20 protein-coding genes and 1 pseudogene are annotated in these 20,786 nt (G+C 46.5%); 18 read left to right on the top strand and 3 right to left on the bottom strand.

Features of this window, described 5'->3' with window-relative positions:
* Positions 1–361 (top strand): annotated as a pseudogene (locus AB5150_RS03380) (Precorrin-6B methylase 2); the annotation flags it as partial.
* A 36-nt stretch (positions 362–397) separates the two neighbouring features.
* Here AB5150_RS03380 and AB5150_RS03375 read toward each other — a convergent pair.
* Positions 398–1,144 (bottom strand): helix-turn-helix domain-containing protein, encoded by a 747-nt coding sequence (locus tag AB5150_RS03375; protein ID WP_015534638.1) that lies wholly within the window; start codon positions 1,142–1,144, stop codon positions 398–400.
* A gap of 838 nt (positions 1,145–1,982) precedes the next feature.
* Here AB5150_RS03375 and AB5150_RS03370 point away from each other — a divergent pair.
* From AB5150_RS03370 to AB5150_RS03300, 15 genes are all read left to right on the top strand, one after another.
* A complete protein-coding gene (locus AB5150_RS03370; protein WP_022216975.1) occupies positions 1,983–2,456 on the top strand; it encodes an HAD domain-containing protein in 474 nt (157 codons plus the stop codon).
* A gap of 63 nt (positions 2,457–2,519) precedes the next feature.
* A complete protein-coding gene (locus tag AB5150_RS03365) occupies positions 2,520–3,197 on the top strand; it encodes a F0F1 ATP synthase subunit A (RefSeq protein ID WP_071849465.1) in 678 nt (225 codons plus the stop codon).
* Positions 3,198–3,241: 44 nt separating this feature from the next.
* Entirely contained in the window at positions 3,242–3,466 is a 225-nt protein-coding gene (atpE, locus tag AB5150_RS03360; RefSeq protein ID WP_004852001.1) for an ATP synthase F0 subunit C, read from the top strand.
* 103 nt (positions 3,467–3,569) lie between these two features.
* On the top strand, positions 3,570–4,076 hold the full coding sequence (gene atpF / locus AB5150_RS03355; RefSeq protein ID WP_117550208.1) for a F0F1 ATP synthase subunit B: 507 nt from the start codon (positions 3,570–3,572) through the stop codon (positions 4,074–4,076).
* A complete protein-coding gene (atpH, locus tag AB5150_RS03350) occupies positions 4,057–4,572 on the top strand; it encodes an ATP synthase F1 subunit delta (RefSeq protein ID WP_055145112.1) in 516 nt (171 codons plus the stop codon). Before atpF ends, atpH begins: the two co-directional genes overlap by 20 nt.
* A 4-nt stretch (positions 4,573–4,576) precedes the next feature.
* On the top strand, positions 4,577–6,079 hold the full coding sequence (atpA, locus tag AB5150_RS03345; RefSeq protein WP_022216972.1) for a F0F1 ATP synthase subunit alpha: 1,503 nt from the start codon (positions 4,577–4,579) through the stop codon (positions 6,077–6,079).
* Between the two features lie 41 nt (positions 6,080–6,120).
* Positions 6,121–7,005, top strand: a complete 885-nt coding sequence (gene atpG, locus AB5150_RS03340; protein ID WP_022216971.1) for an ATP synthase F1 subunit gamma — start codon at positions 6,121–6,123, stop codon at positions 7,003–7,005.
* A gap of 37 nt (positions 7,006–7,042) precedes the next feature.
* On the top strand, positions 7,043–8,431 hold the full coding sequence (atpD, locus tag AB5150_RS03335; protein WP_022216970.1) for a F0F1 ATP synthase subunit beta: 1,389 nt from the start codon (positions 7,043–7,045) through the stop codon (positions 8,429–8,431).
* 13 nt (positions 8,432–8,444) lie between these two features.
* A complete protein-coding gene (gene atpC / locus AB5150_RS03330) occupies positions 8,445–8,849 on the top strand; it encodes an ATP synthase F1 subunit epsilon (protein WP_022216969.1) in 405 nt (134 codons plus the stop codon).
* A gap of 359 nt (positions 8,850–9,208) precedes the next feature.
* On the top strand, positions 9,209–9,934 hold the full coding sequence (locus AB5150_RS03325; RefSeq protein ID WP_022216968.1) for a 1-acyl-sn-glycerol-3-phosphate acyltransferase: 726 nt from the start codon (positions 9,209–9,211) through the stop codon (positions 9,932–9,934).
* A gap of 151 nt (positions 9,935–10,085) precedes the next feature.
* Entirely contained in the window at positions 10,086–10,712 is a 627-nt protein-coding gene (locus tag AB5150_RS03320) for a hypothetical protein (protein WP_015534642.1), read from the top strand.
* 58 nt (positions 10,713–10,770) lie between these two features.
* On the top strand, positions 10,771–12,189 hold the full coding sequence (hydG, locus tag AB5150_RS03315) for a [FeFe] hydrogenase H-cluster radical SAM maturase HydG (RefSeq protein WP_055272191.1): 1,419 nt from the start codon (positions 10,771–10,773) through the stop codon (positions 12,187–12,189).
* A 19-nt stretch (positions 12,190–12,208) separates the two neighbouring features.
* Positions 12,209–13,444, top strand: coding sequence for a [FeFe] hydrogenase H-cluster maturation GTPase HydF (gene hydF, locus AB5150_RS03310; RefSeq protein ID WP_055272193.1), 1,236 nt, complete (start codon positions 12,209–12,211; stop codon positions 13,442–13,444).
* A gap of 24 nt (positions 13,445–13,468) precedes the next feature.
* Positions 13,469–14,395 (top strand): patatin family protein, encoded by a 927-nt coding sequence (locus AB5150_RS03305; protein ID WP_022216965.1) that lies wholly within the window; start codon positions 13,469–13,471, stop codon positions 14,393–14,395.
* The gene (locus AB5150_RS03300) at positions 14,349–15,788 is read left to right on the top strand and encodes an MATE family efflux transporter (RefSeq protein WP_055272195.1); all 1,440 of its coding nucleotides are present in this window, start codon (positions 14,349–14,351) and stop codon (positions 15,786–15,788) included. The genes AB5150_RS03305 and AB5150_RS03300 overlap by 47 nt, the downstream gene beginning before the upstream one ends.
* Here the strand turns inward: AB5150_RS03300 and AB5150_RS03295 are convergent.
* Positions 15,761–17,866, bottom strand: a complete 2,106-nt coding sequence (locus AB5150_RS03295) for an LTA synthase family protein (protein WP_055272197.1) — start codon at positions 17,864–17,866, stop codon at positions 15,761–15,763. The genes AB5150_RS03300 and AB5150_RS03295 overlap by 28 nt on opposite strands.
* An 11-nt stretch (positions 17,867–17,877) precedes the next feature.
* A complete protein-coding gene (locus AB5150_RS03290) occupies positions 17,878–18,480 on the bottom strand; it encodes an HAD family phosphatase (RefSeq protein ID WP_055272198.1) in 603 nt (200 codons plus the stop codon).
* 195 nt (positions 18,481–18,675) lie between these two features.
* Here AB5150_RS03290 and AB5150_RS03285 point away from each other — a divergent pair, with 195 nt between their 5' ends.
* Positions 18,676–19,326 carry a 3'-5' exonuclease gene (locus AB5150_RS03285; protein WP_055224054.1) on the top strand — a complete coding sequence of 217 codons (651 nt, stop codon included), beginning with the start codon at positions 18,676–18,678 and terminating at the stop codon, positions 19,324–19,326.
* A 53-nt stretch (positions 19,327–19,379) separates the two neighbouring features.
* Positions 19,380–20,774 (top strand): AI-2E family transporter, encoded by a 1,395-nt coding sequence (locus AB5150_RS03280; RefSeq protein ID WP_055280227.1) that lies wholly within the window; start codon positions 19,380–19,382, stop codon positions 20,772–20,774.
* Positions 20,775–20,786 lie beyond the last annotated feature (12 nt).

The following is a 20,786-nucleotide window of genomic DNA, read 5'->3' as shown; positions in this document are numbered from 1 at the left end:
GGACGAGGGTTCGAGAAGATCCATGGAGGAGAATGTTGACAAGTTCGGAGTACATAATGTACAGATAATCCCAGATATGAGCGAGGAGACTCTGGCAGCCATACCTGTTCCGAGACTGGCATTCATAGTTGCAAATCATTATCTGGAGTCAGATATGGAGAGACTGCTCAAGATCAATCCGAATATGCAGTTTGTCATATACACACTTGATCTTGGAATACTTGCACAGGCAAAGCTCATATTTGACAAGCTCGGAATAAAGAATATGGAGGCTATTCAGATATCTGTATCCAAAACCAACAAGGACAACATGTTCGTTACCCAGCCGTCACCATGGCTTATCACCGGTGGAGCAGAGTAATCGACATCATAATATTTATATATAAGAAAACCGCCTTTATGTAATAGGCGGTTTTCTTGTGTCCTCCAGACGGACGATTCCGAGAATCGTTCCCAGACAAATGATATCACTTGTGAGATACAGGGATCTATCACATCTGCTGACAGCTTCAAGGTATGGTGAGCCATCCTTTTCTGTATATTTTCTGATCATCTCGACTCCATTCTCGTTCAGGAATAACGCAATATCTCCGAAATGAGGAAAGTTTTGTTCCACGGCTATAATATCATCCTTAATATAGATAGGATGGAGCATATTGGTCGTGAGCCTCAGACAATAATCTGCATTTGGAAAATAATCGGCGGGTATCTCTATAAATTCTGTCGCGTGTGTTGAGTAGTCTGAATTGGAAGCAAGCGTGTGAGTTGAGGAAATACACGGAATCCTGCGCGTTTTGGCGCGGTACGCATCCGCTGAAGGAAGCTTCTTCTGCATGTGATCTTCAGAGTCCGCCATTAGCATGACCATCCGCTTGCCGTGGATGTTGAGTGTTCTGTATTTTTGCAGGAGATACAATTCCTCGTCCGTAAGGCTGCGCCTATGGAGAAATCCATCCATGGTACATCCAAGTGCGTCTGCGATGGATATCATAAGCTGTATTCCCGGGCTCTTGGTCTTGCCGCTCCTGATGGCTTTTATCGTATCCTCAGAGACATCTGTCAACTCAGCTAACTGACTGATCGTAACCCCGCGTTCAGCCATGACTTCCCTGAGTCTTTTCCCTATATCGTATTGTTGCTGCATGTAATTCACCTCAGTAACATTATATAATAGAAGAAACAGGCTTGTCCAGTTGAAAAGTGTAAGAATATACACTTTTGCGATTTGTGTATGCGCAGGAAAGTGTATGAACTGCTCTTTAATATGAAATTAAATATGATATAATGAATTTATCTGTTACATCGAGAGATGACAAGGGGGTCATTTTCTACAATAGTCTGTCACAATGGGGGTGACGGATTACGGCAGAGGGAACAAGGCTATCACGTGTCGAGCGTTAGGGCGTCGATCACGAGATAGCCTTTTTTCGTGGGGGGCGAAGGACGGACGGCTGGGTATTCTTCCGCGGGGCGGGTATATCATCTGCTATATATGTGGTATCACGCTCTACTTCCTTCGCTTCGGCTTAGCTTCTATATGCACTCGTTTCCGGCCGCGATAAGGGCGATGCGGCTTCCAACTCGGCAAGAAGCACCGAAGCTCAGTCGTATTCGCTACCGATACCACATATATAGCAGATGATATACAGCCGCGGAAGAATACCCAGCCTGTTTCTGGCGGAAGGGTGATGGGAGTGGCGAATTTTACTTTGATGATTTGGAAGAAAAGCTAATTATAAACGAAATGTTAAAATTATAAAAAAAGTATAAACTGGTGATACACTAGGTTTTATGCGGGTTTCTTGGGAAAACTGTGACAAAAAACTGTTTTTGTTACGAAAAATAATACAAAAATAAAAAATGATTAAAATTTGACTATAAGGGCAAATATATGACTTTAAATTTGTTTTGAATGGTGATAAAATACGCAAGCAAGGAGCGAGAGCAGCTTTTTAGAAAAAAAGATAGGGGAGTATGACCGTATGAATGTTGTATTTTTTGATGTAGACGGCGTACTGAATTCGGAGAAATTCCTGTGTGAGAAACATGGGGAGTTTATCAATCCTAAGAATGTGGCTAACCTCAAGATGGTTGTGGATGCCACAGGAGCGAAGCTGGTCATGACAAGTGACTGGAGAAAACAGGTGATTGATAAGGATATCAGTAAGGCACACGTAAGAGAACTGATAGACAGACTTGCGGATGCTGGAATGGAAGTATATGGGGCAACTTCTTCAGGGGATGAGCTCAGAAACAAGTATGGGGATTATACCAGAGCATGTGCAGTCAAGGATTATGTGGTTGCGAATTCCGTAGAGGGATATGTCATATTTGATGACATGGATATGGACTGGGAGGCTCATGAACTCGATTCTCACTGGATCAATACAGAGAACGTACTTGTGGGGCTGTCTGAGGCAGATGCCATGAATGCTATTTCTATAATAAACCAATAATAAACTGGAATAGCATTTTGACATACAATAAAACAGTGTGAAAGGAAGTGATGTCTTACGGATCTGGCAGAAGAGTTATCCAATGAACTCCAATGCAAAACAGTATTTACAATACCAATATTTGGTGGAATACCGGTAACAGAATCTGTGGTGGTAACCTGGATCATTATGGCAGTGCTTGTGCTGTTGTCGATTATCCTTGTAAGGAATCTCAAGGTTGAGAACCCGGGGAAGAAGCAGCTTGTGCTGGAGACCATAATAACTACCTTTAACAACCTGTTCAAAGGTGTTATCGGAGAGGCGGGCATGAAGTATGTTCCGTATCTGATAACGGTTATTCTGTACATCGGCATGGCCAACATCATGGGTGTATTTGGCTTTAAACCACCGACAAAGGATCTGAATGTGACAGCCTCACTGGCCATCATGAGTATCATACTCGTACAGGTGGCAGGAATACGAGGAAAGGGGACAAAAGGCTGGGTCAAGAGTTTTGCAGAGCCGGTAGCAATAGTTGCACCGCTTAATGTACTTGAGCTTGTCATCAAGCCGCTGTCGCTGTGTATGCGACTTTTCGGTAACGTTCTCGGAGCATTCGTCATCATGAAGCTGATAGAGGCAGTAGTTCCACTCATTGTCCCTATCCCACTCAGCCTGTACTTTGATTTCTTTGATGGATTCTTACAGGCATTTGTATTTACTTTCCTGACTACGCTTTACATGCAGGAAGCGATGGAGTAAAGATTATCTGATTTTAAAAATGAAAATAAGAAGGAGAAAATGATATGAACGGATTATTAGCAATTGGAGCAGGTATAGCAGCATTAGTAGGACTTGGCGCAGGACTTGGAATCGGTCTTGCAACATCAAAGGCAGTTGAGGCTGTAGCTAGACAGCCGGAGGCAGACGGAAAGATCACAAAGCTTCTTATCATCGGTTGTGCCCTTGCAGAGGCAACAGCTATCTACGGTTTCGTAATCGGACTTCTTGCAATCATTCTTCTTAAGTAATCAGATTTTTGGTCAGATGGATATTTTAATAGAAATATCTAATAGAAATCTGGAATTGCAGAAGAGATGCGGATAATAGAAACAGAAAGATAGGAGTGGCTATATGATTGATATAGAATTTTCTACAATAGCATTCACCATTATCAACTTAATAGTTCTGTTTCTTCTTTTGAAGAAGTTCTTGATAGGACCGCTCAACGATGTCATCAAGAAGAGAGAAGATATGATCGCTGGCACCATATCGGATGCCAACAATCAGAAGGCTGAAGCAATGAAACTCAAGTCTCAGTATGAGGATACCCTTGCAGGGGTTGATGCTGAGTGCAGGGATCTCCGTGAGAAATCCCGTGTGGAGGCCCAGAATGAGTACAGCCGTATCATAGATCAGGCTGATGCAAAGTCAGTCAAGATGATAAAGGATGCGGAGAAGACCATAGAGATCAAGCAGAACAAGGCACTTTCTGATATGCAGTCACAGATCGCAGAGCTTGCAATGGTAGCAGCCGGCAAGATCGTGGGCGGTGAAGGTGATGCGGAATCAGCAGGAGCTGCCATGTATGACGAGTTTTTGAATGAAGTAGGTGATTCAGGTGACACAGAAGGCAATTAATTACGGAATTGTCCTCTATCAGCTTGGAATCAGTCAGGACATGGTGGAGGAGATAAAGGCGCTTGTGGATGGTAGTCCGGAGCTGGTATATGCACTGGCAGATCCGGTGGTCAGCCACGCGGACAAGCGCAAGGTCGTTGACAGGGTATTTGACAGATTTGGCAATAAGGATCTGGTAAATTTCATGAAGACCCTGTGTGACAACGATGGATTTGACATGATACATGACATATTTGACGAGTATGAGAAGTATGCCAGAGAGCAGCAGGATATCCTTTCGGCAACTCTCTATTATGTCACACCGCCAACTGATAAGCAGAAGGCAGGTATCGAGAACTTCCTTATGAAAGAGTATGGAAGCAAGGCGGTACAGCTTTCTATGGTGGAGAAAAAAGAATTGATAGGTGGATTTGTCATAAGAACGGGAGACCGCGAGTACGACAGAAGCATTCTGGGCAGGTACAAATCCCTTAGACAGAAACTGGTTATGAGGTGATAAATTGAGTTCAATTAGTTCAGAGGATATTATTTCTATACTCAAAGAAGAGATAGAGAATTATGATTTTGACTCCAGGGACAAAGAAGTCGGTAAGGTCATCTATGTAGGTGATGGAATCGTAACCGTATACGGTATAGACAATGCCATGTACGGCGAGATCGTTGTTTTTGAGAATGGTGTCAAAGGTATGGTTCAGGATATCAGAAGAACAGAGATAGGATGTATTCTGTTCGGTCGTGATACAGGAATCAAAGAAGGAACAAAGGTCAGCAGAACGGGAAAGCGTGCAGGCATCCCTGTAGGCGATGCATTTATCGGACGTATAGTTGATGCCCTTGGAGCACCTATAGATGGAAAGGGCAGCATAGAGTCAACGGATTATCGTCCAATAGAGAATCCGGCTCCAAGCATAGTTGATCGTAAGTCGGTCAACCAGCCGCTTCAGACAGGAATCCTCTCGATAGATGCCATGTTCCCAATCGGAAGAGGACAGAGAGAGCTGATCATAGGAGACAGACAGACAGGTAAGACATCCATAGCGATAGATACCATTCTGAATCAGAAGGGCAAGGATGTCATCTGTGTATATGTGGCTATAGGCCAGAAGGCTTCAACAATAGCCAAGGTTGTAAATAACCTGAACAAATATGATGCCATGGACTACACGATAGTCGTTGCATCTACAGCAAGTGATTCAGCACCACTTCAGTATATTGCGCCTTATTCAGGTACAGCGATCGCTGAGTATTTCATGCATAAGGGCAAGGATGTGCTGATCGTGTACGATGATCTGTCAAAGCACGCTGTTGCTTACAGAACATTGTCACTGCTTCTCGGACGTTCACCAGGACGTGAGGCATATCCTGGAGATGTATTCTATCTCCATTCAAGACTTCTTGAGAGATCAAGTAAGCTTAAGGATGAGCTGGGCGGAGGCTCCATCACAGCCCTTCCTATTATCGAGACACAGGCAGGCGATGTATCTGCTTATATACCTACAAATGTTATATCTATCACAGATGGACAGATATTCCTCGAGAGCGATCTGTTCTTCTCAGGTATGAGACCTGCTGTCAACGTCGGTCTGTCGGTATCACGAGTTGGTGGTGCAGCGCAGACAAAGGCGATGAAGAAGGCCGCAGGAAGTATCCGTATCGATCTGGCACAGTACAGAGAGATGGAGGTGTTCACACAGTTCAGTTCAGATCTTGATGAGAACACCAAGGAACAGCTTCAGTACGGCAAGGGACTTATGGAGCTTTTAAAGCAGCCTCTGTGTAATCCGCTGTCAATGGCCGAGGAGGTTATCATTCTGGTAGCAGCTACCAATAAGGTATTCCTTCCAGTTGAGGTTTCAGAGGTCAAGAAGAAGAAACTTGAGATGCTTGAATACTTCCACAGTGCCCATAAGGATATCGTGGATGAGATCGAGGAGAAGCAGGTGCTTACAGATGAGCTGAAGGACAAGATAGTCGCAGCCGCTAAGGAGTTTATCGAGAGATAGATCTCAGGAGAAATAAGAAGATTCGTTGAGAGGTGATTTGATTGGCAAATACCAAAGAAATCCAGAATAGAATAAAGAGTATCAAGGATACTCAGAAGATCACCAATGCAATGTATATGATCTCATCTTCCAAGCTTAAAAAGGCGAGGACAGATCTTGAGAACACGGAGCCTTACTTCTACACACTCCAGGTTGCTCTTGCCAGAATGCTCAGACATGTTCCTGAGATGGAGCATCTGTATTTCGACAGCAGAGAGGGAATCAAGGAAGAGGACAGAAGGCGAGGTTATCTGGTCATTACCGCCGACAAAGGTATGGCTGGTGCCTACAACCACAATGTAATCAAGATCGCTGAGCAGGAGCTTGCAGCCCACCCAAACAGTGAGCTGTATGTAGTCGGCCAGGTGGGAAGACACTACTTCGCAAAGAAGGGAGTGCCTATAGATATACATTTCCAGTATACAGCGCAGAATCCTAGTCTTCACAGAGCCAGAGTCATAGCGGACAAGATGCTTGAGAACTATGAGAATGGCGATATAGATGAGGTATACATCATATATACCAACATGAAGAGCAGTGTGGTCGTTGAACCGCAGATGATACAGCTCCTCCCTATGAAGAGGACTGACTTCGCAGGCGTTCCTGCGGATGTGTTCCACGAGGAGATTACCATGGAGCCTTCACCGAAGGCAGTGCTTGACCGAATCGTACCAAACTGTGTCATGGGATATATATACGGCGCTCTGGTAGAGTCCTTCTGCAGTGAGCAGAACAGCCGAATGATGGCGATGGACTCAGCCACAAAGAGTGCCAAGGAGATGCTGGATGATCTCAATATCAAATACAACAGAGCAAGGCAGGCAGCCATAACGCAGGAGATCACAGAGATCGCGGGCGGCGCCAGAGCTCAGAGAGACAGGAGCTAATAAGCTCAATAAATAATTGTAAAGGAGGTCTGATGTTTTGAAAAATGGTAAGATAGTACAGGTCATGGGACCTGTCGTAGACGTAGAATTTCCAGACAACGATCTGCCATACATCAAGGATGCTCTTGAAGTAGATAATCATGGAAAAAAATGTGTTATGGAAGTAGCACAGCACGTAGGAAATAATACAGTAAGATGTATCATGCTGTCCGCCAGCGAGGGACTTTCAAGAGATATGGAAGTCGTTGCGACCGGATCAGGAATCAAAGTTCCAGTAGGAAATCAGACACTTGGACGTCTGTTCAACGTGCTTGGTGAGACAATAGATGGCAAGGAGGATCTCTCAGACACAGAGCACTGGGTAATCCACAGAGAGCCGCCAACATTTGAGAATCAGAGTCCTGTCATCGAGATACTTGAGACAGGTATCAAGGTCATAGATCTTCTTGCACCTTACTCAAAGGGTGGTAAGATCGGTCTGTTCGGCGGTGCCGGAGTTGGTAAGACAGTCCTTATCCAGGAGCTTATCCAGAATATCGCATCCGTACATGGTGGATACTCAATATTCACCGGTGTTGGAGAGCGTTCAAGAGAGGGAAATGATCTGTGGACAGAGATGAGCGAGTCAGGCGTTATCGACAAGACCGCCCTGGTGTTCGGACAGATGAATGAGCCACCTGGAGCCAGAATGAGAGTTGCAGAGACAGGACTTACAATGGCAGAGTATTTCCGTGATGTAAATCATCAGGATGTGCTTCTGTTCATCGACAATATATTCAGATTTACACAGGCAGGTTCAGAGGTTTCATCACTTCTTGGACGTATGCCATCAGCCGTTGGTTATCAGCCAACACTTGCAAATGAGATGGGTGAGCTTCAGGAGCGAATCGCTTCTACCAAGGAAGGATCAGTCACGTCAGTCCAGGCCGTATATGTGCCAGCCGATGACCTTACAGATCCTGCCCCAGCCACAACATTTGCGCATCTGGATGCAAATACAGTTCTTTCAAGAAAGATCGTTGAGCAGGGTATCTATCCGGCAGTAGATCCGCTGGAGTCAAGCTCACGAATTCTTGAGGCTGATATAGTCGGCGAGGAGCATTATAATGTTGCAAGACGTGTACAGGAGATACTTCAGAAGTACAAGGAGCTGCAGGATATCATCGCAATCCTCGGTATGGAGGAGCTGTCAGATGAGGATAAGCTTACAGTTACCAGAGCCAGAAAGGTTCAGAGATTCCTGTCACAGCCATTCCATGTTGCTGAGAACTTCACAGGTATTCCTGGAAAGTATGTAAGTCTCAAGGATACGATCAAGGGCTTCAAGATGATCGTTGACGGTGAGATGGACGAGTATCCTGAGTGGGCATTCTTCAATGTAGGTACTATAGAGGAAGTAAAGGAAAAGGCCGAGAAGGGCCAGTAAAGGAAGTGCATAGATGAATACATTTTATCTGAGAGTTATTTCCAGTAATAAGATATTCTTCGACGGCCGGGCAGAGAAAATAGTTCTTCCACTTGAAGATGGAGAGAAAGCGGTTCTTGCACATCACGAGAACATGGTCATAGCCACCAGCATAGGCGAGATCAGGATTACCACCAGCAAGGGTGAGCAGGTAGTCGGTGTTGTCGGTGAGGGCTTTGTTCAGATAGTAAATAACCGAGTTGTCCTTATCGTGGATTCCGCAGAGAAGCCGGAGGATATCGACAGGGTCAGAGCCAAGGAGGCAAAGATCAGAGCGGAAGAGAGACTCAGACAGAAAGAGAGTCTGAAGGAATACAAGCAGAGCGAGGCATCACTTGCCCGTGCACTCACAAGACTCAAAGTAACAGAAAAGATATAAAACCCAGCGCAGAAACCCCAAGCGCCTGCTTGCAGGCATTTGGGGGTTTCAAGCGGTTTTAACGAGAAGTCGTTCGGCTTACGCCGAACATAGAGCGCGTCAGCGCGGGACTTCGAGTCTATTATAAAAGGCAGTGCCAGCAGCGGGACGATGAAACCGATGTGGCGTTGCCTTTTTATGTGCAGACACAATAGATAAAATGTTACTTGACAACTTTTGCCTTTACTGAGAAAATTACTAGATAGTATATGGTGAATTGTATATACAGTGAACTATGTATATAAGAGTTTATGAAAAAGAGGACGTGTGCATGTATATGCACACATTTTTGAGTTAAAGGTATTTGGTTAGAGGTATTTATGTTAAGATTTATTTGGGTAATAGTTTCGTGCTTGTTTCTGATCATGTACTATGTGCCAAAGATGTCGTATTATGCTAGGCACCCGGAAAAATATGGTGAGGATATATGTTATCAGATGGCACAGGTTATGTGCAATCATGTGAGACGTCGTGCTTTTATCAAGACGGTTGCCACGGGTATGGAGAACCTTCCTAAGGAGGGCGGATATATCATGTATGCCAATCATCAGGGTAAGTATGATGTACTGGGAGTTATAGTTTCCCATGACAAACCGATTACGTATGTCATGGATGCCAAGAGGTCGAAGCTGTTCATAGCAGATCAGCTTACGGATCTTGTGAAGGCACAGAGACTTGACAAGGAAGACATAAAGCAGCAGGTACAGGTTATAAACGATGTATCCACGGAGATTAAGGCGGGAAGGAGATATATTTTATTCCCGGAGGGAGGATACGATCACAGTCACAATGAGCTCAAGGAGTTCATGCCGGGAAGCTTCAAGATCGCCAAGAAGGCGAAGTGTCCTATCGTTCCAGTCGTGCTGTATGATTCCTTCAAGCCATTTGAGGGATGGTCACTGAGGCGTGTGACGACACAGCTTGCATTTCTGGAGCCGATCCCATATGAGGTTATAGCGGATAAGACGACCACAGAGATCAGGGATATGGTCGTTGACAAGATCCAGAGGAAGCTTGATACGATGGAGACAATGAATTGTTGGTAACGATATATGGATAATTATTCTGAACGGGCAGGTCATGTTGATGATCTGCCCGTTCGGGGGTTACGGAAGCTAGGTGTTGACTATATCAAATCAGGTGAATACAATATAAAAGGGTATTTAACCACAAAAACAAGGATTGGGAAGTAGAGATATGGGACAGAGTAAAGAGAGAAACAGTAATGAAAAAAGCGGATTCCTCAAGAAGCTTATAATAGTTCTGGCAGTGGCGATCGTGGTAGTATTTGCGGTATTTTATGTGATCTATTACAGATTTTCATATCAGGCGGACAAGCTGGCAAAGGAGACCGCCCGCATATACGCATTTGGCGATGGCGGAGAGATGGCTGACATGATAGCCCCGGGATACGTGAAGAAGTTTGAGGATTCGTCAAAGGTTTTGTCGGTGAGTGACATACAGGACATATATATAAACAAGTTCAGAGCGTATACAGATGAGCAGGTCGGGGATATAGATACGATCGAGTGCAAGGTCACCGATATACAGGCGGTGAGCAATATAGAGGATGTGCAGCAGCAATTTGCGGACAACGGAGTTAAGGGCGTGTCCCAGTACAGAAGTGTGGAAGCTGACTGGATAGTGACAGGCAAGGATGGCGGCGAGGTCACGGTACACGTTCAGGAATGTATGTTGAAGTGCGACGATGGCTGGTATGTGGACTATGTCCGTATGCCGGATGAAATAGACAGCATGAGTACGCCGGTCGATTCCGGGGATGCTGACAGTGAGGAGACAACAGAGGCGGAGATCACTGAATAATATTGTGTGTATAAGATTGGAAGGGCATACAGTATACAAGAAAGAAGGCTGACAAAAAATGTACGATGTGAGATCCATGAAGGCAGAGGACTTCATAGATGATGGCGAGATCCGTGAGACGCTGGACTATGCGGATCAGAACAAGGACAATGTGGAGCTTATCGACAGTATCATAGAGAAGGCAAAGCTCAGGAAGGGGCTTACCCACAGGGAGGCATCCGTGCTTCTTGCGTGTGAGATGCCGGACAAGATAAACGAGATATATGATCTGGCGGAGCAGATCAAGAAGGATTTCTACGGCAACAGAATAGTTATGTTCGCGCCGTTGTATCTGTCCAACTACTGTGTAAATGGGTGTGTGTATTGTCCGTATCACATCAAGAATAAGCATATAGCCAGAAAGAAGCTCACCCAGGAAGAGGTGAGACGGGAGGTCATAGCACTGCAGGATATGGGTCACAAGAGACTGGCCATCGAGGCCGGTGAGGACCCTCAGATGAATCCTATAGAGTATATACTTGAATGTATCAATACTATTTACAGTATAAAGCATAAGAATGGAGCAATCCGCCGCGTAAATGTAAACATAGCGGCAACGACCGTTGAGAATTACAGGAAACTTCATGAAGCTGGGATAGGAACATATATATTGTTCCAGGAGACCTACGACAAAAAGGCATATGAGGTGCTTCATCCTTACGGACCAAAGCATGACTATGCATATCACACAGAGGCTATGGACCGTGCTATGGAAGGTGGTATAGACGATGTGGGTCTGGGAGTGCTCTTTGGTCTGGACAAGTATAGGTACGAATTTGCGGGGCTGCTGATGCATGCGGAGCACCTTGAGGCTGTTCATGGAGTTGGTCCGCACACCATCAGTGTGCCAAGAGTCAAGAAGGCTGACGACATAGATCCTGAGGCATTTGACAACGGAATAAGCGACGATGTATTCTGCAGGATCGCAGCATGTATCAGAATCGCCGTTCCTTATACAGGAATGATAATCTCCACAAGGGAGAATCCAACGGTCAGGGATGAGATCATAAGGCTTGGAGTGTCGCAGATAAGCGGTGGTTCAAAGACCAGTGTGGGTGGCTACTATGAGCCGGAGCCAGAGGATGAGAAGTCGGAGCAGTTCGATGTCAGCGACACGAGAACTCTGGATCAGGTTGTGAACTGGCTGATGACCAAGGGCTATATACCATCGTTCTGTACGGCATGTTACAGAGAGGGCAGAACCGGCGACAGGTTCATGAGCCTGTGCAAGAGCGGACAGATACAGAACTGCTGTCATCCGAACGCACTCATGACGCTGGAGGAATATCTGGTGGATTATGCTTCGCCGGAGACCGCGGAGATAGGCAGGAGACTCATACAGAATGAGCTGAAGAATATTCCGAATGAGAAAGTCAGACAGATAGTGGTCGAGAGACTTGACAGGATAAAGCACGGAGACAGAGATTTTAGATTCTAACACATTGTGGAGGAGCAAAATGAGTTTAAACGATACGCCGTCGGCAAACAGAGTGCATATAGGTTTCTTTGGATGCAGGAACGCAGGCAAGTCCAGTCTGGTAAATGCAGTGACGGGGCAGAGCCTTGCTGTTGTGTCGGATGTGGCGGGAACCACCACGGATCCGGTGTACAAGTCCATGGAACTGCTTCCGCTTGGACCGGTGGTCATCATAGATACACCGGGAATAGACGATACCGGCGAGCTGGGTGAACTCAGGGTGTCGAAGACCAGACAGGTGCTTGCGAAGATAGATGTCGCTGTGCTGGTGGTTGATGGTTCGGTTGGCCTTTCGGCGGCGGACAGGGAGCTCACAGAGCTTTTCAAAGAGAAGAATATAAATTATATAATTGCGTACAATAAGAGTGATCTAGTTAAGGATGATATACAGGTTCAGAATTCAGCGGAGAATTCCATATGGGTCAGCGCAGAGCGCAGACAGGGAATAGAGGAGCTGAAGGAATTGATAGGAAAGCTCACGGTGACAGACACCATGACCAGGAGACTGGTCGGAGATCTGATACAGCCGGGTGATATGGTGGTGCTGGTCATACCGATAGATTCTGCAGCTCCGAAGGGCAGGCTGATACTTCCGCAGCAGCAGGTCATAAGGGATGTTCTTGAGACCGGAGCTACGGCTGTGGTGTGCAGGGACACGGAGCTTGAGGATACTCTGAGACGGCTGGAGGGGAATGTATCTCTGGTGGTCACTGACTCCCAGGCATTTGCAAAGGTTATGAAGATAGTGCCGGATGACATATATCTGACATCGTTCTCCATACTGATGGCAAGATTCAAGGGGCAGCTTGATGCGGCGGTGAATGGTGCATATGTTCTGGACAGGCTGAGGGGTGAAGGACAGCGGACAGATGCGGACAGCAGACCTCCAAGGATACTCATTGCCGAGGGCTGCACCCATCACAGACAGTGTGATGATATAGGAACTGTGAAGCTGCCGGGATGGATACGCAGATACACAGGACTTGAGCCTGAATTTACATTTGTCAGCGGAACGGAATTCCCAGAGGATCTGACAGGATATGATCTGGTGATACACTGCGGAGGCTGTATGCTGAATGAACGCGAGATGAAGAGTCGTCAGGGAAGGGCGGAGCAGCAGAGTATCCCGATGACGAATTATGGAACTGCTATAGCTCATATGAATGGGATTCTTGACAGGAGTCTGAGGATTTTTCAGACAAAGACGGATATATAAATATTTGGATGAAAGGTGATCGATATGGCAAAGACAGGTTTGGTACTTGAGGGCGGCGGCCAGAGAGGCATATATACCGCCGGAGTCCTGGATGTGTTCATGGACAATGATATAGAGGTCGACGGTGTCATAGGGGTGTCGGCGGGAGCCATACATGGACTCTCCTATGTGGCGAGACAGAGAGGGCGCAACATGCGTTACAATATGAAGTACAGGAACAACAAGCACTACATGAGCCTGTACTCCCTTTTAACTACAGGAGATATATGTGGTGAGCAGTTCTGCTACCACGATATCCCGGAGAAACTGGATCCACTTGACTACGATGCATTCCTTGCAAATCCTACGAAGCTCTATGTGGGATGTTCTAATCTGGATACAGGAGAGGCGGAGTATCTGGAGTGTACAGATATGAGAAAGCCTGAGGATGTGAATAAGGTGAGGGCTTCGGCATCCCTCCCACTGGTGTCCAATATTGTAGAGGTTGATGGAATGAAGCTGCTGGATGGAGGTGTATCCGACAGCATACCGATATTTGCATTCAGAAGGATGGGCTACAGGAGAAATATAGTAGTTCTGACAAGACCGGAGGGATACCGCAAGGGCCCGGACAAGATGCTCAGGCTGGAGGCCGGAAGGTACAGGGAGTACCCTGAGTTCGTTAAAAGATGTCACATGAGACACATGTATTACAACAAGACCCTGGACAAGCTGGAGGAGCTTGAAAAGGAGGGTGATACGTTGATAATCAGACCGAGTGAGACTATAGAGATATCAAGGCTTGAGAAGAAGCCGGAGATGATCGAGGCCATGTATGAGCTGGGTGTGTACGATGCAAAGGAGAAATTGCAGCAGGTTAAGAAATTCCTGCGTGAGAGTAAGGAAGAAAGCAGGGACTACACACATGGACAGGCGCAGCAACAGACGGCGGTTACACAGCAGACCCGATAATGGAATATATGACATATTGATACTTTCGGGAATGGACATTCCTGAGAGTGTGGATACACAGAAGAAGGCACAGGAGAATCACAGCAAAATGGCTGAGACTCCTGTGCCTTCGCTCATACTGTCACTTTCGGTATCTACAATATTCACCATGCTGATTGCAACCTCCTACAATATTGTGGACACTTATTTTGTCTCAGATCTTGGAGAAAGCAACGTGGCCGCAGTTGGGATCATGTTCTCTGTTATGGCATTGATACAGGCTGTGGGTTACACCTGGGGCATGGGAGCTGGAAGTGAGATAGCGAGACTCCTCGGTAAGCAGAAGAAGCGTGAGGCGGAGCAGACGCTTGCCACGGCACTGGCGGGAGGAATACTGTCGGGCGCGGTCATGGCGGTTATATTTGCCGTGTTCAGGGAGGATGTGGTAAGACTTCTGGGGGCCACGGACACAAGTCTTGCTCCTGCTGGGCAGTATGGAATATATATCATGCTCGCGGCTCCGGTCATGTGCGGTGCCTATGTTCTGAACAATGCCCTGCGGGCTGAGGGGCAGCCGTATCTTGCCCTGCTGGGTATTCTGGCAGGAGGACTGTCAAATGCGTTATTTGACTATATATTGGTGAGAGTGCTTGGACTTGGAATAGCCGGTGCAGGCATAGCGACCCTTGCCGGACAGGGGATAAGTCTTGCCATAATGTATATATGTGTCAGGTCAAGGTGCAGCGTGGTAAGGCTTCATGTGTCTGATGTGTGGAGCTTCAGATATGGGGTGCGTATAGTGAGAACAGGGCTGCCATCCTTCCTGAGACAGGGGCTCATGTGCCTTGCGGCGGTCATGATAAGCAGAAGCTGTAGGCAGTACGGAGATGGAGCCATGGCGGGCGTCACAGTTGCAAATAAGATATTTGCAGTCATATTTGCGGTGCTGGTGGGCTATGGGCAGGGATTTGCCCCGGTGTGCGGGTTTGCCTATGGTGCAGGACTTGAATCCAGAGTGAAAAGGTCGCTGAGATTTACCATGATAACTGCGGTGATATTCATGTGCGCTATGGGTGCTGCGACCTGGGTGTGGGTATCCGAGGTGGCCGGTGTATTCTTGCATGAAGGTGGCACTCAAGCTATGCAGCTTGCGGCGCTGTCTCTCCGGGCGCATGCCATATCCATGCCGTTTGCAGCTGTGTGTCTGGTGACCGGAATGTACTATCAGGCTCTTGGAGCATATGGAAAAGCCACCCTCATATCCGCCCTGCGGCAGGGAGTATGTTTTATACCATTAGTATTCATACTGCCGCGCATGTATGGCATAGATGGAGTGGCTTTTGTCCAGGCCGCCGCCGATGTGCTGGCGGGGATTGTCTCGGCCTTTTATCTGCTATATACAAATGAAAAATAGTCCGTGTTTATCATCTCGTCCGATATATACAGTCGGTTTTCAACCTCCTCGATCATCTGATCCACGTATCCATCAGGGATCTGTGACTCAGGGACGAAGTAAGAGGTCTCCCCCGTGCTGGCATCATATCTGACCTTGTCGGTCATAAAGCTTTGATCCGCGAAGATCACAAGCTCATCGGAGTCGGACAAAATGTTGCGGCCAGCCAGAAGTCTTGAGTCAAAGTCGGCTCCGAGAAGGTTTAACACAGTTGGAAGTATGTCCACACTGGAGCAGAGCTTGTCGACAACTACTGGCTTCTCCATGGATGAGCTCCATATACCAAACTGGTTGTGGTGAAGCTCAAAGTCATCATTCTCTATGTCCTTGCCCGCAAGCTCGTTGTAGGTGCCGTCGCTGAGTCCGTAAGGATAGTGGTCAGGTGCCACGATGAACAGAGTGTTGTCCAGCTTGCCAGTCTCTTCCAGCTTATCCATCAGGAATTCCAGAGCCTTGTCAAGCTCCATCTGAGCTGCAACATAGGCTATGGCCTCATCTGAGTACCCTTTTTCGGAGAGGACATTCTCGGCTCCCTCCCTGTTAATCATACATATATACTGATTGTCGTAATTGTAAGGCAGATGGCCGGAGAAACTCATAAAATACATGTTGAATTTGTCATCCTGAATGAAATCCCCATACACAGCCTCCATACATTCGAGATCGGAATACATAACGTGGTCAGGAATATCCAATCCTGCGCCGATGGCCTTGAAGGTGGTGTAGCCCATATTCGGATGGGTTCTTGTTCTGTCGTAGTATGTGGCATCAAAGTCGTGGTAGCCGTAGCTCTTGTAGCCCTGTGCGTTCAGCATATTGCCGAGGGCGTATGGCTGGTAGGTGTCCGCGGATGCCTCAAAGCTCCATTTGGAGGATGCCGGATACTGGCTGAGGCAGTTGGTATATTCGCCGTCTATGGTGCTGTGATACCACAGTGGGTTGTAGAAGTTAGTAAATTCAAAGCCTTCGTGATAAATCTTGTACAGTGTCGGTGTGGCCTCCCTGGATATTCCATATGTACTGAGACTTTCAGCGGTGACAAATACCACATTGTACCCCTCGAACATGCCGGTGTATTCGTCCGTGTAAGTTGGCTGTACCCCCGAGAAATATGCCGTCAGGCTTTTAAGCTCCTCGTCATCTGTCTGATTGTACAGACTTTGGAAGTCTATGCTTTCATCGACCTGCGGAACATATACAGGCTCGTCGGCCTGGGTTGATCCTGCCGCCTGATCTGAGCCGCCGGTCTGAGAAGCTGATGAAAAATCTGTCTCGTCCGCAGATGCGGCATTGATATCTGATGCGGCAGTCTGTGCATCTGACTGATTATCTCCAATATCTGCAAGCTCAAATGTCTTGCTCTGGCTGCTCTGAGTCACCATGGTCACACAGTCTCTTCCCGTGGTGACCATGACTCCAAGCTTGTTCATGGACAGTTCAAGTACATAGCGTCCGTGGAACAGCGCATATGGAGTGTAGGCCGCAGTCCCGTGCACTGTCAGAATACAGATGGCAAGTACCCATGCAGCTGCGGAGATACCCAGCTGCACCAGCACTGCCCTGAGCACACCAGGCTTCTGCCCGATGCGGCATCTGCCAAATGAAAACCAGAACCTGTTCATGATGATAAGACATATAAGTGGCAGCAGGAACAGCACTATGATATACCAGTTGGATCGTAATGCTGAAAAAAGCACAGTCCTGAAGTTCATAGCATCCTGGGCACCGCCGATGGACACCAGACTCAAAAATGTTCTGAATATCTTATAGTATACAAATTGTGCAATATAGTAGATCGTAAATATACTCCACAGCAGGTAGGCTATGGCTGCATTTGCATATCTGTGCCAGAAGGAGGTCAGTGCTGACAGGGTAAGTCCGCATGCCAGCGCAAATGTCAGGGGATGTAGTATGCTGCTGCCTGCAGATCCATAAATTGCAATGTGAAACAGGAGCTCCATATAAATAAAGGCCAGCGGAAAGAATATGGAACGCCACAGCAGACCACTGTGTCTGCTTTGAGTTGTATCTGTTTTCATCTGGCATCTCCTTATTCGCGTGTGAGTATGTCGTCAAGTGCGCCCCTCACTCCTATAGGATCTGTGACCAGAAGAGTGTGGAAACCAAGCTTTGCGGCGGCATCGAGATTCGCCTGCCTGTCATCAAGAAAAATGGATTCCTCAGGAACAAGGTTATATTTGCTGCAGAGATGCTCATAGATGGCGGCGTCTGGCTTGGTCACGTGGTATTCATAGGAGACCACTCTTCCGTCCGTGTAAGGCAGGAAGTGGAATCTAGGCGTGTGGAGTGCAAACAGTCTTCTTGGGTAGTTGGACAGGAGGTAGATGTTGTAACCTCTGGACTTGAGATCCTTGAGCCACATGTCGGCTCCCGGGAACATGTCCACCACTTCATCGAGATTGTTCATGAACAGGTCTATGTAGCTGCTGCATTCCGGGCTGAGTTCCTTGAAACGTTTGATGAGCTCTGGCTCAGGCATATCGTCCAGGTCAAAATGATTCCACATAGGGTGGTTTATCATGTTGTGATCAAGAGCATCTATCACGTCCGCTGGTATGCCAAGTTTCTCCATGGTGCTTTTCCAGTGGAAGTCTACGAGGACCATGCCAATATCAAAGATTATATTTTTCATATGTATATTCCTTTCGTGTCATATGCTGCCGTATAAGTGCAGATTATGTCGTCACAGAAATTTTAACTCATAATAGGACAAAAATATACTCAAATATTTGCGGAAATGCTGACAAATACCTAATATGCTTGTTTACAGTTTTCCGGTCACAGTGTTACAATGATTAAATCGGCAATGTAAGGGGAAATACAGTGTATGATATACGTATTTGTGGACTTTGAAATGAATATGATAGATTCAGAGTATAAGAAGGAAAAGAAAATATGTAAGAGTGAGATCATAGAGATCGGTGCGGTTAAACTGGATGAAGATTATAATGAGATAGATTCGTTTAAGAGTTATGTGAAGCCGGCATATGGAACCATGGCTTCGCGTATAATAAAGCTCACAGGAATAACAGATGATATGGTGGAGAATGCTCCTTCATATGCTTTTGCCATGGGGAGCTTTATAGAGTGGTGTGCTGATGCCGATGTGATATACGCATGGAGTGAGAATGACCTGAGACAGCTCCGCAAGGAGGCCAGGCTGAAGGAATACACGCACCCCGGGCTGGAAAGTATCATATCAAGGTGGAAGGATTTCCAGAAGGAATATGCCAAGCTCATAGGAACGTCAAGAAGGATATCACTGTCGGACGCTGTGTTTTATCTGGGAGAAAACTTTCAGGGGGCAGAGCATGATGCCCTGTGGGATGCCAGGAATACCGCTGAGGTGTTCAAGCTCTCAAAGGATGAGGAGAATTTTTTCAGGATCATGGCCCCGGTCATTGATGTGTACAAGCCCAAGAAGAATCTGACATATTCCCTGTCCGAGGCATTTGGAGATATACATCTGGGTGAATAGATATGTAATTGATGACTACATAGAATAATAATGTGGATTATTAGGAGGACTTCATGAACTGGAATAAGAGGGATACAGTGAGGACCGTGATTATATTGTGCGGTGTGGTGCTGTTTGCATATGTACTGTTTAATTTTGATAAGGTGTCCAGTATGTTCAGCTGGCTCATCAATATACTCATGCCATTTGTCATAGGATTTGCCATAGCATTTGTGGTGAATGTACCTATGAAGGGACTTGAAAAGGTATTGTTTAAGAATAAAGACAGCAGACTGTACAGGTTCAGGAGACCAGTGTGCCTCATACTGTCGTTCCTGTGCATAATAGCTGTTCTCACGTTTGCAATAACTATGATCATACCTGAGATGTCCAAGACTATAACTATGTTTGCAGAGAAGCTGCCATCGGCCATGGATGATATACAGAGGAAGGCGATCAAGCTGATGAAGGACCAGCCGGAGATAGTGGATAAGATAAAGAGTATCAATATTAATTGGGATGCACTTATATCAAATGTGGTTGGTATTGTGAAGAACGGCGGCAGCAGTGTATTGTCTTCCACGTTCTCCATTGCCAGCAGTGTGGTAGGCGCCGTGGTCGATGTTCTGGTGGGACTGTTCTTTGCGTGCTACATACTGGCTCAGAAGGAGACTCTGGAGAAGCAGGTAAAGGGTGTATTGTATGCGGTGTTCAGGGAAGAAAAGGCGGACCGATTCATTCAGACTTGTGTTCTTGCGGATAAGACCTTCTCCAAGTTCATCTCAGGTCAGTGCCTTGAGGCGTGCATACTTGGACTTATGTTTTTCATTACGATGACCATATTCCGTATTCCGTATGCGCTTACGGTCAGCATCATCATAGCAGTATTTGCACTGATCCCGGTTGTTGGAGCATTTGTCGGATGTTTTGCCGGAACGATTATGATCCTGGTAGAGGATCCGAAGCGTGCCATAGTGTTTCTGATCATATTTGTCGTGCTGCAGCAGATAGAGGGTAACTTCATATATCCTCATGTTGTTGGTGGTTCGGTGGGACTTCCATCTATATGGGTACTTGTGGCGGTCATGCTTGGAGGTGATATGTTGGGCATTCTGGGTATGCTCATATTTGTACCGCTTTTCTCCGTCCTGTATGCGATGTCTGAAGAATATGTGGTTAAGAGACTCAGAGACAAGGGCATATCGTGGAGGAAATATAATCTGGCATGCAACATCCCCGAGGGGCGATGGAATGGAAGGCTGGATGAGGAATGTGCGTCTGATGTCAGCAATGTGGACGCCGGGCAGACCGGGACGAATGAGTCAAGTGCACCGGGCAGTACAGCCGGAAGCGGCAATTCTGGGAAAAACAACACAAGCAGAAACAATACGGGAAGAAATAACATAGAAAGAAACAATACAGGCAGAAACAGTAACAGAAATAAAAACTACAAGAAGAGAAAGAAGTAACGGTTCATATAT

It is taken from the genome of Coprococcus sp. RTP21281st1_F1_RTP21281_210402, from assembly GCF_040915325.1.
GTDB classification, from domain to species: Bacteria; Bacillota; Clostridia; order Lachnospirales; family Lachnospiraceae; genus Coprococcus; species Coprococcus aceti.
This window is presented reverse-complemented; position numbering and strand designations above follow the sequence as displayed.